Annotated in this window: 14 protein-coding genes; 5 read left to right on the top strand and 9 right to left on the bottom strand. The window is 39.6% G+C overall.

Annotation, left to right across the window (positions count from 1 at the left end):
• Positions 1 to 339, bottom strand: a complete 339-nt coding sequence (locus JWG40_RS18880; RefSeq protein ID WP_205287301.1) for an MGMT family protein — start codon at positions 337 to 339, stop codon at positions 1 to 3.
• Between the two features lie 67 nt (positions 340 to 406).
• Here JWG40_RS18880 and JWG40_RS18875 point away from each other — a divergent pair, with 67 nt between their 5' ends.
• Genes JWG40_RS18875 through JWG40_RS18865 form a run of 3 tightly spaced genes read left to right on the top strand, consistent with a single transcriptional unit; the run spans position 407 to position 2954 of the window.
• Positions 407 to 1273 carry a DUF455 family protein gene (locus tag JWG40_RS18875; RefSeq protein ID WP_205287300.1) on the top strand — a complete coding sequence of 289 codons (867 nt, stop codon included), beginning with the start codon at positions 407 to 409 and terminating at the stop codon, positions 1271 to 1273.
• A gap of 33 nt (positions 1274 to 1306) precedes the next feature.
• Entirely contained in the window at positions 1307 to 1708 is a 402-nt protein-coding gene (locus JWG40_RS18870) for a hypothetical protein (RefSeq protein WP_205287299.1), read from the top strand.
• A 34-nt stretch (positions 1709 to 1742) separates the two neighbouring features.
• Positions 1743 to 2954, top strand: coding sequence for a porin (locus JWG40_RS18865; protein WP_205287298.1), 1212 nt, complete (start codon positions 1743 to 1745; stop codon positions 2952 to 2954).
• Positions 2955 to 3037: 83 nt separating this feature from the next.
• On the opposite strand, the gene JWG40_RS18860 is transcribed toward JWG40_RS18865, so the two are convergent.
• The 8 genes from JWG40_RS18860 to ppk1 form a co-directional block, all read right to left on the bottom strand.
• Complete coding sequence (locus JWG40_RS18860) at positions 3038 to 6355, bottom strand: efflux RND transporter permease subunit (protein ID WP_205287297.1); 3318 nt, start codon at positions 6353 to 6355, stop codon at positions 3038 to 3040.
• Positions 6348 to 7097 (bottom strand): hypothetical protein, encoded by a 750-nt coding sequence (locus JWG40_RS18855; protein WP_205287296.1) that lies wholly within the window; start codon positions 7095 to 7097, stop codon positions 6348 to 6350. Before JWG40_RS18855 ends, JWG40_RS18860 begins: the two co-directional genes overlap by 8 nt.
• A gap of 1 nt (position 7098) precedes the next feature.
• On the bottom strand, positions 7099 to 8106 hold the full coding sequence (locus tag JWG40_RS18850; protein ID WP_205287295.1) for an efflux RND transporter periplasmic adaptor subunit: 1008 nt from the start codon (positions 8104 to 8106) through the stop codon (positions 7099 to 7101).
• Position 8107: 1 nt separating this feature from the next.
• The gene (locus tag JWG40_RS18845) at positions 8108 to 9526 is read right to left on the bottom strand and encodes a TolC family protein (RefSeq protein WP_205287294.1); all 1419 of its coding nucleotides are present in this window, start codon (positions 9524 to 9526) and stop codon (positions 8108 to 8110) included.
• Positions 9527 to 9625: 99 nt separating this feature from the next.
• On the bottom strand, positions 9626 to 10003 hold the full coding sequence (locus JWG40_RS18840) for a hypothetical protein (protein ID WP_205287293.1): 378 nt from the start codon (positions 10001 to 10003) through the stop codon (positions 9626 to 9628).
• A gap of 264 nt (positions 10004 to 10267) precedes the next feature.
• Entirely contained in the window at positions 10268 to 10597 is a 330-nt protein-coding gene (locus tag JWG40_RS18835; RefSeq protein WP_205287292.1) for a hypothetical protein, read from the bottom strand.
• 120 nt (positions 10598 to 10717) lie between these two features.
• A complete protein-coding gene (locus JWG40_RS18830; RefSeq protein ID WP_205287291.1) occupies positions 10718 to 12130 on the bottom strand; it encodes an FAD-binding oxidoreductase in 1413 nt (470 codons plus the stop codon).
• A gap of 10 nt (positions 12131 to 12140) precedes the next feature.
• Complete coding sequence (gene ppk1 / locus JWG40_RS18825) at positions 12141 to 14285, bottom strand: polyphosphate kinase 1 (protein WP_205287290.1); 2145 nt, start codon at positions 14283 to 14285, stop codon at positions 12141 to 12143.
• Positions 14286 to 14310: 25 nt separating this feature from the next.
• On the opposite strand from ppk1, the gene fliD reads away from it, so the two are divergent.
• Together fliD and JWG40_RS18815 are read left to right on the top strand one after the other, a co-directional pair.
• Positions 14311 to 16233 (top strand): flagellar filament capping protein FliD, encoded by a 1923-nt coding sequence (fliD, locus tag JWG40_RS18820; protein WP_205287289.1) that lies wholly within the window; start codon positions 14311 to 14313, stop codon positions 16231 to 16233.
• Positions 16230 to 17192 (top strand): hypothetical protein, encoded by a 963-nt coding sequence (locus JWG40_RS18815; RefSeq protein WP_205287288.1) that lies wholly within the window; start codon positions 16230 to 16232, stop codon positions 17190 to 17192. Before fliD ends, JWG40_RS18815 begins: the two co-directional genes overlap by 4 nt.
• Positions 17193 to 17197 lie beyond the last annotated feature (5 nt).

Raw genomic sequence — 17197 nt, 5'->3', positions numbered from 1 at the left:
TTATGGAAACCATCCGTACTTGTCAAAATTTAAGCGATCCTCGTTTAAATCAAAGATAACACCTTCTGATTCTAGGATTTTTTTCTGCAAAGAGGCACGGAAACCATCACCTCGAAACGAAATTCTACCTTGGGCATTGATCACTCGTTGCCAGGGAATTTTTTGTTCCATTTCTTTTTTGAGTGCATTCAAAGCATATCCTACTGCCCTTGCGGCTCTTGGACTTCCTAGTAATAATGCGATATGACCATAGGTGGTTACCTTTCCCTTGGGAATCTTTTTTACGACTGCATAAACAGAATCATAAAAATTCGTACTTTTAGTTTTGGCTGTATCCATTGAATTTGGATTTATCTCCTAATTATTTTATTTTTTTGTAAATTCCTTTTTAAAAGTCATCATTGAAATGAAAATCTCTGAATACGCAAAACATTTGTTACTTGCTCCAAACTTAGAAGATAAACTTTTGCCTCCAAGTCGCCAATGGGAGGAGGAAACGGAGTTTACTGCTCTTCGAATCGAAACACCGGGACGTTCGGTTAAACTTCAATTTTCCGATAAAAAAGTAAAAATCCCTCGTTTGGAACATCTCAATTTAGAATCCAACCGGGGCCTAAGCCTCCATCATTTTGCCAATCATGAACTTATGGCAATTGAGTTATTTGCTTGGGCTTTACTTGCTTTTCCTTCGGCACCTAAATCCATCCGCAATGGATTTTTGAAAACAATCGAAGAGGAACAAACGCATTTAAAATTGTATTTGCAACGTATGAGAGAGTTTGGAATCGATTTTGGTGACATTCCTTTGAATTATATATTTTGGAAACAAATTGGTCAATTTGGAAGTTTAGAATCTTTTTCTGCGGTTATGTCAATTTCTTTTGAAGGGGCAAATTTAGACTACGCACAAGTGTATGCCCAAGTTTTTTCTTTTTTTGGCGATCAGCTAACATCCGATATCATGCTTACTATATTTGAAGACGAAGTGAAACATGTGAAAAGAGGACTTCGTGCCTTTGAACGTTCTGTTCCTGAAGAGAAGAACCATTGGGATCACTATAAATCTCTGATTCAATTTCCTTTTACTGCGAGAAGAGCGAAGGGTTATCTTTACCTTCCAGAAACAAGATCACTTGCGGGAATGGACCCTGATTTTATCCAAGCTCTTGGCAGTTACGAAGATGAATATACAGGGCGAGTGAACTTGGAATCCGTAAAAAAATTCGGGTTAGGAGAGACCATACTTCGAAAAAACAGACTTGATTCTCAATAGCTAAGTCATTAGGATTCCTAGCGGAAGGTAATTATGAAATTGAGAATGATGTTGAGTTTATTATTGTTTTTGTCAGCACTCGGATTTGTACTGAATGCAGAAAAAAAAGCCAATGCTTCAGTCGAAATGAATCTTCATGATTTTATGGAGGATTATACAAAACCGGCAACGAAGTTGTATGACAAAAAAGATAACGCAGACTATCTCAATAAAATATTAGAAAAGGTTCCAGACATGGCTCCCGATGATCAAAAGGCAGATTGGAAAGAAATCATCGATGCTAAATTAGCAGTTGGTAAGCCGGATGAAACTTGTAAGTCTTGCCATACAAAATTTAAAAAAGAATACAAAACTAAATATAGAAAAAAACTAATCCCTATTCCTGAAGACCTGCTTGGGTTTCCGAAGGAAATCAAAGAGTTGTTAAAGAGATAAGTTTTTTTACTTCAGCTTTGCCTGAGCAAATCGCATGATACAATTAGGGTTTTTTAAATCTTCTATCCTTCTATGCAGTTTGTCCCTTTGTTTTTCTGTATTGAATGCCGAGGAGCTGAGTCAACAGAAGAAAGAGGAAACTATACCATCGCCAAATCCGCTCCCTGCTAGTTTGAAGTTTGGAGCATTTGTGGATACCTATTATTCTCACAACTCCAATCACCCTCTATCGAAAGAACGACAATTCACCACGCAAGCGGTCCGCAATGATGAGTTTAATATCAATTTAGGGTTTGTGGATGCCAAGTGGCAGGAAGAAAAAACTAGAGGACGATTGGCTTTTCAGTTTGGGACATCGGTAAATACTAATTATGCGCCTGAGTCAAATAAAGATGTTAGTTCTAATCAAAACTCGGTTAAACACATCCAAGAAGCCTACGTGGGCTTTAAGTTGGCAAAAGACACATGGGTGGATGCGGGAATTTATTTGGGACATATCGGGCATGAATCATGGATTTCTTCAGATAACTGGAATTATACTAGGGCGCTGGCTCTAGATTACGTTCCTTACTATTCTTCGGGGGTTCGCCTTACAACTAAGTTTACAGAAAAGTTCCAATTTCAATTTCACGTGATGAATGGTTGGCAAAATATTACTGACCAAAACAAAGATAAATCTCTCGGAACTCAGTTTAAGTTTTTTTTGGCACCTAATTTTACGATTACAGCAAACCAATTTGTTGGGAATGAAGCTCCTGATTATGAACGAAAACAAACAAGACTTTATAATAATACAATTTTAGAGTGGAAGGCGTTGGATTGGTTGTCCTTCGCTTTGTCAGGTGATGTTGGGGCGCAAAAAGCCAAAGAATCATTTCAATATGAACCTTGGTGGAAAGAAATCAATCCTACTCTTGGAATTTATACCAACAGAGAGTCAAGGGTATACAACCAATGGTATCATGGAACTTTTTGGGTCAGCTTTCGTTATGAGGATCTTTACCGGTTGAGTTTTCGCGTAGAAAGATTTTATGATCCAAAACAAGTAATGGCTACAACCTATACACGAAATGGATTTATGACCGATGGTTATACGGCCACATTTGATTTATTACAGTGGAACCCAGGTATGATCCGTTTTGAACTGATTCAAAGGGAATCCATGGATCCTGTTTTTGAAACTGATAAGAACAAACACACTCGCGTAGAACGTTTGTTTGTGGTTGCAGCTTCCTTTCGGTATTAGTTTTTAAGAAAAAACCTCCAAACCACTATACTGGTTTGGAGGTTAAGATAGGAGAAGTGGGAAACCTTAGGTTTCTTTATTGATTATAAGGTCTTAGGTTTTCTTTTTTTCTTTGTTTGTTTTTTCTTTTTCTTTGGAGCTTCATCCTCATCATCATCTTCTTCCAAAGGTTCTTCGCTGAGTTCAGTTACAAAGTCAAGGAATGGAATGTGTTTTTTATGACTCATCTCTTCTAGTTCCCTTGCATTTGGTTTTCTTTCACCCACTACTACTAGGTAGAGAGACGGGAGGATGGTTAACACAAGACACATTGCAGAGAACAAACCGCCTACGATAACTGTCGCAAGTGGTCTTTGAACATCGGAACCTACCCCTGTTCCTAGAGTTGCTGGGATTAGACCAAGTAACGCTAGTAACATGGTCATAAGCATTGGACGTAATTGGATTACAGCTGCTTTTTTCACTGCTGCTTTTGTTGTAATGTCTGGTTCTTCGATTAATAAGTGGTTGGTTCTGGAAACGAAGAGTACGCCAGCCATTGTTGCAATTCCAAAGAGCGAGATAAATCCCACACCACCAGAAACGTTGAAATAGTAACCTCTCATTAGAAGAGCGTAGATTCCTCCAAGGAGTGAGAGTGGTATACAAGCCAAAGCAACGTATACATACTTGAGGTTTCTATACAACAAATAGAGGACACCGAAAATAATGAGAATCGTAATTGGTATGACAAGGGCTAACTTTTTACCAACACGGGAGAGGTTCTCGTATTGCCCGCCAAATCGGATTTCATATCCATCAGGAAGTTTGATTTTTTTCTTCACTCGTTTTTGAAGTTCAGAAACAAATCCCCCTTGGTCACGGCCGCGGATATTCGTCCGAACGGTGACAACTCGGCGACCCTCTTGGCGGAAAATCATCGTAGGTCCATCAATCACTTCAATATCAGCCAATTGTGATAAAGGAATCCTTTCTCCTTTCGGTGAAATGATCGGCATGTTTTCGATGGCTTGTTTGGATGCACGGTATTCTTTAGAAAATCGAACTACAATTCCAAATCGCGCTGGCGTTTTTGGAGGAATGTCGGAAGGGCCTTCGTAAAGGGTACTCACTCGTTGCATTCCGATGGCAGCTTCAATCATCTGTTGGATGTCAATTACATTGATTCCAAATCGTGCGGCAGCTTCCCTATTGATACTAATGGTTAGCTGGGGACTTTCTGCTTCTTGTTCAATACCGAATTCACTAGCTCCTTTCATTTCCTTAATTTCTTCGAGGACTTCGTTTCCGATTCCACGCATGATTTTTAAATCGTTACCGGAAACAAAAACAGCTAAATCAGCAATGGTACCCATAATGGCTTCCGAAAGGTTGTCCATAATTGGTTGCGAAAAACTGACTCTGGCACCAGGAAGTGTTGCTTCTAAATCATTTCTCATCCGCATGAGTAACTCTTGTTTGGTGATTTTTTCTTTCCATTTACTATAGTCTTTCAAACCAATCAGAACTTCCAATCGGTTTGGTGGAAGTGGATCGGTTCCATCATCGTTTCTTCCTAACTGCGAAATGACCACACTCACTTGTTCATTTTTATAAACAGTTTGGCGGATTTTTGGCATAAACTTTCTTGCTTCCGGTAAGGAAATACCTACAGGAAAGAATATACGAATGTTAAATCCACCCTCGTCCATCTCCGGAAGGAATTCTGTTCCAAGTGAGAACATACCGATAGCAAGAAAAATGGTCACTACACTGAATGTGTATTTTACAGCTTTACGCGATCTATCGACAATGAACTCGATGATTCGTTTGTAACGTACTTCAATCCAATCATAAACTGGGTTATGCCATTCAATAGGTCCCGGATTTTTTGATTCAAAATAAGTTTTGTAGATGATGGACATGAGTACAGGAATCACTGCCATCGCAAAAATTAACGCACCTAAGATCGCAAAGGAGATGGTAAAAGCCATTGGTTTGAACAAACGGCCTTCAATCCTTTCAAAAGAGAAAATAGGTAGGTAGGCTAAGATGATGATTAAAATCGAAAATAGGATTTCTGTTCCTACTTCCGATGCTGCGTCCCGTGTAAATGCTAAGATACCATGTGATTTTTCTTCTGGAGTTGCATCCCGGTATCTCCTCATGATATTTTCCACCATGATGACGGCCCCATCCACGATGATACCAAAGTCAATGGCACCTAATGAAAGTAAACTTGCCGGAATTCCCGTCATGTTCATTAGTAGGAAAGCAAACAACATCGCAAATGGAATGGTTGCTACTACGACAAGGGAGGCACGTACACTTCCAATAAAGAAAATTAATACTAAACTGACTACGACGACACCTTCCACTAATGTTTTACCAATTGTGCGAAGAGTATAGTTTACTAAGTCTGTTCTATCATAAGTATTTCGAAGTTGTACACCTTTTGGAAGATAGTTTTCGTTGATTTCTTTTACCTTCTCACGAATTCTTTCTCCCATTTCGTTCGGGTCTCCCCATCGACGCATGGCCACCAAACCTTGAACAGACGAATCTACATCGATAATACCTTCCTCATCATTTTGAATGGTATAACCAAGGACTCCGCTGGGGATCGGATGAGAAATTTCAACAGAACCTAAGTCTCGAATAAAAACGGGAACCCCATTTACGGTTTTGACTACAATGTTTTCAATGTGTTTAGGATCTCTGATGGCACCAAGAGAACGAATTGGGAAACCTTGTTCCCCTTGGAGGAGCAAGTTTCCACCCGTGTTTAAGTTGTTTTCTTGGATGGCTTTAATCACGTCCCCAATAGTTAATTTGAAACGAATTAACTTATCGGGAGAAGTGACCACATGATACTGTTTAGGAAGTCCACCAAATGTCACAACGTCGGCTATACCCGGAATTTGTAACATCTTTGGCATTACAATCCAATCTTGGATGGTTCGCAGTTCCATGGGTGTATGGTTTTCTGATGATTCGACTACATAACGATAGATCTCACCCACTGGTGAACTCATCGGTCCAAGTGCAGGATGAACGTCTTCCGGAATGTCTGCATCGGCAACACGTTCCATAAGCCGCATCCGAGCAAAATAATCATCTGTTCCATCTTCAAAAACAAATTGGAATACAACCAGACCATTGATGGTTCTGGATCTTCGCACCGCTACTTTAGGAATCGCATTTAATACGCGTTCAATGGGAAGAGTGACTCTTTCTTCCACTTCTACGGCAGCTTTTCCTGGGAATTTTGCAATCAGACGTACTTGTGTATCGGCAATATCAGAATAGGCTTCTTTACGAATGTCAATCCATGCCCATAGTCCAAAGAGAACGGCAACGGCTGCCGCAATGAGCGTGGTAACGCGATTTTTAAGTGATGTTTCTATGAAATCTTTAATCATGATATTCCCTCGTATTGAAGAGGTAACCCATCTGTAGTAATAACTGCGGGTTTTTGTAGTCGCCTTGTCCAACTCCACCACCTACTTGTAAAAAGAAATTTCCAAGTAAGAAGTCGTAAGTCATACCAATGTATCTTTGTGATAGATGAACTCTCTGTCTTTCTCTGCTTTCATATTCTAAATAAGCTCCCACATTGCTATCAATGGAGTTTACGTAAGAACGAATGAGTAGATCTTCTTGTGAAGGATCTCTTCGATTGTATCCAGGTATATTGAGTCCGGTAGGATAGGAAGATTGGCCACCACGACCCGCTTCCGGTGCAAATGGATTCACTTCAAAATACCCACCCACAAGGGATATGCTATGGGCAATGACAGGAGTTTTCCAGAATGTATATCCTAAGTCTACCTGCCCACCATACCAATGGGGTCCCCAAACTCCGCCTGATCCTCGTAATACGACATCTTTAAAGTAGTATCCTAAATTAAAGTTCACACTTGCTGGAGATCCGATGGAGGCGCCATACACCCAAAAATTTGTAGACTTCGGAAGTCGTTTGGCATCCAAACTATCGGCTTTTAATTTTTCATCTTCACCAAAGGCCGACTGGTCAGATTTAGTTGGGATCCATTCTGGTTTGATTTCATTTCCATCTTTATCTTTGGGATAAGGAGAAGTTTGGGCAAACAAAGAAGGACCGAATAAAAAAACGGTAAGGAATAAAAGGATTAGTTTTTTCATATTAAAAACCAAAACTTAAACCTTTTAAGAGAATGGAACCTTGGACGGCTACCTTCTCACCTGGTGTAAGACCTTCGATAATATTGACTCTTTCTTTTGTAGAGATTCCCAATACTACTTCTCGCCTTTTGAATGTTAAAGGTTGTTCTTCTACGAATACATAATTTTTTCCTTCAACAGTCACAATTGCTGTATAAGGGAGGACAACACTATCACCGCCAGTTTGTTCTGGGAATTTTACAACGCCAAACATACCTGGTTTTAATCTGTATTTATCATTTACAACGATGATCCTCATTTTTGCAGTTCTTGTCAGTGGATCTACGTTATCTCCAATGGCTTCTGCGGTTCCGATAAACTCTTCGTCAGGGAAAGATGCGAATACTACCTTTACTTTTTTCCCTTTGCGTAAGGTAGAAATTTGGGATTCAGGAACGTCAGTGATGATCCAGGCTTTTAAACTTCCTGCAGTACTGAGTTCACTTGGGTTCAAACCTTGTGCTCTCAATTTTCCTTCGAATTCAGCAAGTTCTGCTGCATCGTTTCCAGAATCTGTTTCTGATTCCACTAAGTCTTTTTCTGTAGCAACTCGGTGAACAAACATATCTTTAATCCTGCTAAGGTTTTTATTTGATCTGTGTAGTTTGTTTTTTGCATGGATATAACCCACGTAAAGATCGTTTAACTCTGCTGATTCGAAGAGAATGATTCGTGATCCGTTACTCACGGAAGGAGAAGTAGATGCGATGAGTCTTGCTGGTGCTTCCAAACTTACAAACTCTCCACCGCCACCGATTGCCGTTGATTTCACAATTTCAAGTCCTGGGCTGTTGGGTTTAAAAACGATACGTAATCCACCGTCAAAAACTTCCGCTTTTTCTGGATGTTTGTGAGCCGGTTTTGCTGGTTTCGAAAAAACCATAAATAGGATTGCAATGACTACAAGAGCCACTCCTGAAATCAGGAGGATTTTTGCCTTTTGGTTTAGAGATTTTAAGGTGATTAACATTTTATTCCTCAGATTTAGGATTGGTTTGATTTTCAGATTTAGGGATAAAGATTCCTTTTCCCACGGAGTAGTTTACATTTTCAATGGCTTCCATTCGATCCGTTTGGAGTTTTAACATCTCCACTATACTGGATCGATAGGTTTCAAAGAAGTCGGCGAATTCTAAAATGGTTATGTATTTCTTTTCATAACTCATAATCATATCTAATGATAAACTTCCGTAATCTTTGATATAGGCGTTACTAAAACGTTTATAAAGTGCGTCCTTGATGCGTGCCGATTGGTAGGCTACTGCCACTTCGTTTTCTACTTCGAGGATATTGTTCTTTAGCTCTTGTTTGCGGACAAGAATGGCTTTTTCTGCAGCTTGGATGTTTCCTTGGTTTCTATCAAAGAGCGGAACACTAAGCTGTGCTGTGACTCCCCAATAGTTTTGGAAAGCAGTACCACCGCGGTTATAAACAGGACCAAATGATAAATCAGGAATGGCATTTGCGTATTGCAGTTCTAAATTGGCTTCTTCGAATCGTAATGTCTGTAGTGCTTTTTTTAGATCTGGTCTGTTTTCTCGTGCGATCTCGACTAAATCTTCTAACTTTACTTGGTTCGGCACAATCATATCTAATTGAGTTTCGTTGACGATAGGATTAAATTCTATTCTCGCATCGCGATACAAATCATCATTCAAAAGGACTTTTAGGTCTGCTTCTTTTTCGTAGACCTTAATCGCCAGATCTTCTCTTTCTTTTTTCAAAAAGAATAAAAGGGCTTTTAAACGTAAATGTTCTGCTTGGAGGAGTGCTCTTCTTTTGTAAGCAAGTTCCGAGGAATCTACAGTTTTTTCAATGGATGCGATACTTTGGTCATAAAACACAACTGCCTTTTTGTAAAAATAAACAGTATAAAAGGTTCTTCTTAGTTTGGTAATTACCGCACGCGCTAAATCATAAAAATCTTGTTCGGAGATCTTTGCATTGAGTTCTGCAACTTTCACACGTTTGTCAATTTTCCCACCAAGTAAAAACACTTGTTGGATTTGGATTACCGATTGCCCCGACCTTGTTGTATCAAAGTAACGTTGTGTGGGTTCTGCAAATATACTTTGGTCAATGGCTATGTTCGGATTGGCGTAAAGTCCTGCTTGTAGAATTCCTGCTTTTTTAACATCGATTTGAAAGCGAGCTGCAATGAGTAAAAGGTTATTTTTCCAGAGTAACGTCTCTGCAGACTCTAAATCAATTTCCCGAGTAAACCTTTGGTCATCAGGATACAAACTAGATCCCAAGGAAGACCTTGGATTTTCATCTGAAAGTTGTCTTTTAAGCGCTTCACTTGCTTGTGCTACTCTGGTCTCCCCCCATAGATAGGAGGTAGAAAACACAAGAAAGAGGTAGATACCGATTCTGTTATAAAAACTCATAAATTACCAAACATACAAAGATTGTGAGAAAAAGAAAACATAGGTATGACTCTTTATAATAAGAGGACATACTTCCGGATTCAACGAATGCGAAATAGATTAAACGAAAGAAAGTGGGGGTGGAATATTTAAGAGGAGAGAGGAAAGTAAATTGGGAATATAATTTCCCTCTGAAATCAAATCAACAAAGGTAATCAAAAGTGATTCGGACAATAAAGCGGAATTACTTTCGTTAAAAAAATCTAAAAAGTCTGCTCGAGAACGACTGATGGTCGCAGAATCATCAATGGCTGAGATTTCAGGATCGTCGATAGCAGTGTTTTCTGGAGTTTCCAGTGATGCAGAATAGGATTTTTTAACCTGGTGTAGACTTGCTTCTAAATATTCGGCAACTGTATCAGACGTATCGTCTAACGAAAAACCTATGGTTATCGTTAAGAGGAATGCTATCAGTTTTGTCGACCAGTTTGCCGTCATTTTGTCCACTCATTCATTTTGATGTAGGTGTTCAATTCTAAAATACTTTTAATGTTTCAAACAAATCTTAAACATTGATCAGATTGGTTAGAATATAAGAAATGGGACGGATGGGTTCTCAAAAAAATGACTGCCCAGAGTCAGGAATTCCCTGGAGCAGTCATAAGAGTCTTTGGCAAATGAGAAACAAATCATAGGAAATGTTAAGAATATAAAAACATCCTGTGTCCCTTACGGGACACAGGTTTAAGCGGTAGAGAGGAGTTAAACGGGTGGAGGTAAACTTAGGTAACGAGAGGCAAGAAGCCCTGAAATAAAAGAAACGTGGTGGTTTTTATTGTGTGTTAGGTGGGAAGTCCTAAAGGAAGACTGCCCCTTTCCACCCCATGTAAGTACATCTTCTAAATCTTTTGTACCTGAAGATTCTTCAGCAGAAGATCTACTGATCGAAATGGAAAGAGAACCTGAGAGTTGACTCTTTCCACCCACTCGGCTGGATTTGGCTCCACGAGTGCGCATGAGTACATTTTCTTCCGAAAGAAAAGCACTACTCAGGGTGAGGGTGAGTAGGGAAATCCCAAATATTTTTACCACTTTCCTGAGCATAGATACAGTATAGACAGGATCTGATTAAAATCTAGCATTTTTTTTAGAAGATGCTTATAAAATAAGCAGATCGACCAGTATGATGGAAAGACCCACGTTTGTTCCGTATTAAAGCACTTTTCCTGGGTTAAGAATTCCTTTGGGGTCAAATGCCAATTTGATGGCTCGCATCGTCTCAATTTCGGATTCGGACCTAGAAAAATTCAAATATTCCTTCTTAAGTAATCCAATTCCATGTTCTGCCGAGATGGAACCTTTGAACTTTTGGATGAGAGTGAACATTTCTGGATCCACTTGTTTGCACTTAGTAAAGAATTCTGTATCTGACATGTCTTTTGGTTTAACAATATTTAGGTGGAGATTTCCGTCCCCAATATGTCCAAAAAGAGCAATATGGAATCCTTGGTACTTCGATGTGAGTAAGGCCGTCATTTCGTCCAAAAAAGATTCCATGTTACGAAGAGGGAGGGAGATATCATTTTTGTGAACCGTGTAAGCAAGAGATAAGGATTCAGAAATCCCTTCTCGGTACTTCCAAAAAGTTTCGTTTTGGCGAGAATTTTGGGCAATGGACCCATCAGTAATCAGTTCTTTTTCGGTGATGGATTCTAAAATGGAATAGAGTTTTTCTTCGTCAGTTTCTCCATTCACTTCGAATTCCATGAGCACATAATACTTGCTTGGTGTTTGGAATGGATCAGGAACTCCCAAATGTTCTTTCACCTTTTCCAAACAATAGTCGGTTAAAAACTCGAAGGCGAGTAGCGGTAAATCGAAGTTATGTGTTTCTCGAAAGATTTCTAAAATATTTTTGTATTCGGGTACAGCAAGGAAAATGACACGAATGTCTTTTGGAGGTTTTGTGAGTTTGACGACTGCCTCTGTGATGATCCCGAGGGTTCCTTCGGAACCAATAAAGAGATGTTTGAGGTCATATCCAGTATTGTTTTTTAAAATTTCTCCATTGAATCGGTAAACCTCACCCTTTCCATTCACAACGGTAAGACCAAGAACCCAGTCTCGGATGAGTCCATAATGAACCACTCGCACACCACCTGCATTGGTGGCTATGTTTCCACCTATGTGACTGGATCCAGTTGCCGCAAAATCTACTGGAAAATAAAATCCGCGTTCTTCGGCTTCTTTGTGAAGATTTTTGGTGATCATCCCAGCTTGTACGTGTAAGGTGCCGAGAAAAGGATCAAAATCAACCACCTTGTCCATTTTGGATAATGAGATGACGATTTCACCATTTTTGGCAACAGCACCACCAGCGTATCCTGTTCGTCCTCCAGAAGGAACCACAGAAATTTCATTTTTGTATGCGTAAGATACTATGGCTGCTATATCTTCTGTTGTTTCTGGAAAAACAAGGACTTGGTAGTTGGGCAGATACACTTTAGTTCTATCCGTTCCATAAGAATTGAATAAAGCCTCATCCATGGTCCCATCATTTTTTTGAATGACCTTTTTATCGCCAATGAGTTGGCCTAAATCAGTTGTTGTTTTTGTAAAATCCATTTCTAATCCTTTAGATATCAACCATGTCAATTTGAGAGTTTACCGCAGGATCATCATCCCCTGGTGTCAAACGAGTGTAAGAGCCATCCGATTCCAGGACCCTTGCTTGTGTGTTGTCTCGTAGTAGGAGTTCTAAAATTTTTCCAATTCGTTTTCTATGTTTGTCTTGAAGGATGGGAAACATAACTTCAATTCGGCGAAGGAAGTTCCTTGGCATACAATCCGCAGAAGCCAAATACACTTCTGGTTTTCCACCATTTTCAAAACTATAAATTCTAGAGTGTTCCAAATACCTTCCCACAATGGAGCGAACGCTGATTCGATCAGAAACCCCTGGAATTCCGGGCCGGAGACAACAAATCCCTCGTATAATCAGGTCAATTTTAACCCCAGCTTGTGAAGCTTCGTAGAGTTTTAAAATCACATCGGGATCCACAAGAGAGTTCATCTTAAAAATCACTCGTGCTTGTTTGCCGTTTTTTGCATTGTCTGTTTCCCTTTGAATGAGGTGGAGGAACTCTTCTTTTAAAAAAGTAGGAGCAGCATAGATTTTAGAAAGCCTTGGCATTTTGCCAGAACTTGTGATGGTATTAAAAAGAATCGCAACATCTTCCGTAATCTCTGGGTTTGCAGTGAATAGACTTATGTCAGTGTAAAACCTGGCAGTGGTAGAATTATAATTTCCAGTACCTAAGTGCACATAACGATTGAGTTTATCATCTTCCCGGCGTACGATGAGTAACATCTTACAATGGATTTTGAGACCAACCACACCATAAACTACGTGCACACCACTATCTTCTAATTTTTTTGCCCAACGGATATTTCTTTCTTCGTCAAACCTTGCTTTGAGTTCCACAAGTACAGTAACTTGTTTTCCATTCTCTGCCGCTTCTCCTAAAAATTGAATGATGGGTGAATCTCCTGAGGTTCTATACAAAGTCATTTTAATCGCAAGTACTTTAGGATCTTGGCTTGCAATCTTTAACATATCCTCAATGGATTTAAAACTTTCGTATGGGTGATGGAGGAGGTGGTCGTTTTTACGAATTTCAGAAAAGATAGATTCACTTTTTTTAGCAGCAAATCCAGATTTAGGAACTGGATAGGAATACTTTAAGTGGCTTGTTTTTTCCAACCCTTGGAAAAACATCATATCATTTAAACTAAGTAAGGTGGGAATTTCCATCACTTGGTATTCTTCCAATTCTAAAAGTCCACGTAATAGTTCTTTGATATGACCCGCACCCGAATGGACATCCAAACGAACCGCATCTCCCCACATTCGGTTTTTTAATTCATTTTTCATTGTGGTGAGAAGGTCACCAATGTTTTGTTCTTCGTTGATGGAGATATCTGCATCACGAACAATTTTAAAGGTATGAATTTGTTTTACATTCATCCCATAAAAAAGATCACCTAAGTGAAGTTTGATGATTTCTTCTAGGGGAAAGTATCTTCTCACATCTGATTCTTTATTCGGAGGTAATTGTAAAAAACGGGGAAGAACACTTGGCACCTGAACGATGGCAAAAAGTTCTTTGGCTTTGTTTTTATCATCATCCGAATACAAAGTGATTCCGAGATTCAAAGTTCGGTTCAGAATATGTGGGAACGGATGGGATGGGTCAATCGCAAGAGGAGTGAGGATGGAAGAGACTTCCCTTTTGTAATAATTTTTTACAAATTGGATATCATCACCGGCAAGTTCACTTGGGTCTTGAACCACTACGATTTTGTTTGTTTTCAGTTCGATGAGGATCTCATCTAAGGATTCATATTGTTTTTTAACAAATTGTTCAACCTTGGAGTAGAGTTCGGCTACGGTTTCGGAAGTTCGTTTTCCATTGAGGCTTCGTTCTTCGATCCCTGCATTTTTTAAGTTCACAAGTCCGGCCACACGGACCATAAAAAACTCGTCTAAATTCGATTCTGTGATACAAAGAAATTTAAGGCGTTCGAGGAGAGGGTTTTCTTTGTCGAAAGACTCTTCTAGGACACGGTGGTTGAAGTCGACCCAGGAAAGTTCTCGGTCGAAGAAGATATTTTGGTTCCCCAGTTCTATTTTTTCTGTAGGGCTAGCAGTCATAATTCTAGGATTTGGGAAGGAAAAAATTCTGTAAATTCCTAATCCTTTTGTAGAATTCGACGACATTAGATTCAGAGGAATTTGAAACGATATGCCAGCATACACTATGCCAGGTTTGATGACCGGGCAAAATACAAACGATATCGTTAAAAAACTGGTCGAACTCGAACGTCGGCCTATCCGGCGATGGGAAACCGAAAACGAGTATGCCAAAGCCCAAATGCAAATTTGGGGTGAGGTAAAAAACCTTACGACAAACCTCCAAACCAAAACTCGTGCTCTTGTTTCCTTTACCGCACCTTTTGCTACCAAATCGGTCTCTTCTTCCGAAGAAGGGGTGATTACGGGAGAGGCCTCTCGCGCTGCCAAATCGGGAAATCGGGCCTTAGAAATCACAGAAATGGCAAGCAAACATCAGTTATCTGGTGTTGCCATTGATACAGACATTCGTTTGCCAGAAGGCAGTTTTACCATCTATTCTGGAAAGTCCAAAGAAACAGTGACCTTCCCTGGTGGGGGATTACCGGAGCTTACTCAATCCATTAAAAATATGGCCGGCGGTCTTGCAGAAACTTCTCTCATCAAAATTGATAAAGACTCATCCATTCTCACTGTGACTTCAGTGAAGACCGGTAAAAAAAATGAACTCCAGTTTTCTGATCCTAATGGAATTTTGAAACTGGCGGGTCTTGTGGGGGAAAACAAGGCAGGACTCGAAAATACAAATCAATTATTGTCTTTAGATATACTCAAATCCAAAGTATGGGAACCGGCAAAGTTTAAAAAATCGGAAACAGAAACGGAGAAGTTGCTCCAAACCGAAGAAGGAATTTCAATCAAAGCAGACACTGCCTTTGCTGTTCCAATTGCAGTGACAGAAATCAAAGAAAGAGCCTTTGTAGAAATTGAAATCGTTGGGGAAGCTCCTGCGGTGATGGAGCTCGGGATTGGCTTTGAAAAAGAGGGCAGTGTTCGTAATAAATTCCTCCCCATTTCCAAAACAGAATCCAAATATATTTTCCCTGCGGGTGATTATGCAGCGGACAAAAATCTAACAACGATTATTTTATCAAATGCTGCGACTACCCCTGTTCTTATCAAATCGGTCACTCTTGTCACACCCCCCGCGCCGGGAACTGCAGAACCAGTTAAGGTTTTACAAGAAGGGAAAGATCTTAAAATCAAAATTGATGGAGTGGAAATCACTCGTGCAACAAACGATGCGATTGCGGATGTTTTGGAAGGGATTTCTTTTAATGTTCACAAAGTCACAGAAAAACCTGTCACTTTAAAGATCCATGTGGATCATGCAAAAGGTTCTGCCCTCATCAAAGAATGGGTGGATGCGTATAATGAACTGATGAAGTTTTCAAAGGAAGTGATATCCGTTGAAAAAAATGCAAGAATCTCTGATAAAAAAGAAAGTGATGATTCCAAAGCGGCAGATATCTCCAAGGATTTTTGGGATAACAAATCCAAATCAGGAATCCTTGCTGGTGAAAATTCGATCCAAAGATTAATTGCTTCTTTAAAAACAACAGCTAACTCATACTATCCGGCTCCGAAAGACAACGGATTTAAAGTTCTCACAGACATTGGGATCTCCACTGGGGCTGTAGGATCCAACTGGGAAAAAATCCAAGACGGACTTTTACAAATTGACCAAGAAAGACTTGTTTCCGTTCTTTCTGAAAATCCAGATGGGGTTCGTGATTTGTTTGCCTCTGACCCGAATAACGATGCAAAGATGGAAGAAGGGGTTGGAATTCGATTATTAGAAATCCTAAAACCTTACAACCAATATGCTTCTGGAATTGTCACAAGCAAAGTAAAACTTTTAGAAGAAAGTGTCGCAGGGAATAATAAAAAAATCAAAGAACATGAGTCTCATCTCATTAGTTTCGAAGCCAAACTGAAACAACGGTTTCTCTACATGGAACAAGGTGTAGGGAAAAACAAATCAGTGGGCAACTATTTACAGAATAATATGTTTAGGGGTAACGGTGGGGAATGATGAATATTTATATCAACGAACAACAATTAGATACTAAACTGGATGGCGAAACAAACCTCGGCCAAGTGTTGGATGAAATTCAAAAATGGATTGAATCCAATGGAAAATACCTTCGTCATTTCACCGTCAACGGAAAGGAACTGAATCGTTCCGATCTAAACGCAGTCGGTGTAGACGAAACAGAACGTTTGGATTTATTTGTGGGTGAAGAATTAGATGTCATTGAAGATAGCCTTTGGGAAGTCGATAATTACGTAGACAAAGTGGGAACCACTCTTGTAGGTCGTGATTCTCTGACGGAAAAAGAAACAGAGGATTTAAAAGAAGGAATCCCTTGGATCATTTCCATGATCCAAACTACCACTAAAATTCTAAATTTAAACCTAACCCTCATCCAACCTATGGGGAAAGGTAAGAACGTCGAAGAAATTTTAGAGTCTTTGCAAAATGGATCCGAAGTTTTAGATTCTACCAAAGCGATTGAGACCTTTTTGGAAGACCTTCGGGATGTAAAACTTTTCCTTATGGATCTAAGCACTCGCCTTGCGGTAATGCGTATGGATGAAAGCGATCTGATCGAAATTATTTCTCGTTTTGTGGATGATAAAGAAAAAGTCATAAGAGACTTTATGGCAGTGAATGAAAACTTCCAATCAGGAAAAGATCATTTGGCCTCTGAGATTTTGAATGATGCTGTGGGACGGCTAACGGGGCTTATGTCGGCGCTTGTATCAGTGCAAACTCGCCATTCAGAATTGGATTGGCAGTCGCTTTCCATTGATGATAAAAAGTTATCAGATGTGATCACCAGATTGAATGAAACACTCTCTAATATCGCATCTGCGATGGAAAAAAATGATATTGTGTATGCGGGTGATATTTTGGAATACGAACTTCCAGAACTTTTAGAGGCGTTCATTCCGTTCCTTTCTCTTGTACTCGAAAGAGTTTCTGTTTAAAGATT

The sequence above is a fragment of the Leptospira abararensis genome, assembly GCF_016918735.1.
Taxonomy (GTDB): Bacteria; Spirochaetota; Leptospiria; order Leptospirales; family Leptospiraceae; genus Leptospira_A; species Leptospira_A abararensis.
The sequence above is the reverse complement of the archived record's forward strand: the minus strand, read 5'-3'. Positions and strand labels throughout refer to the sequence as shown.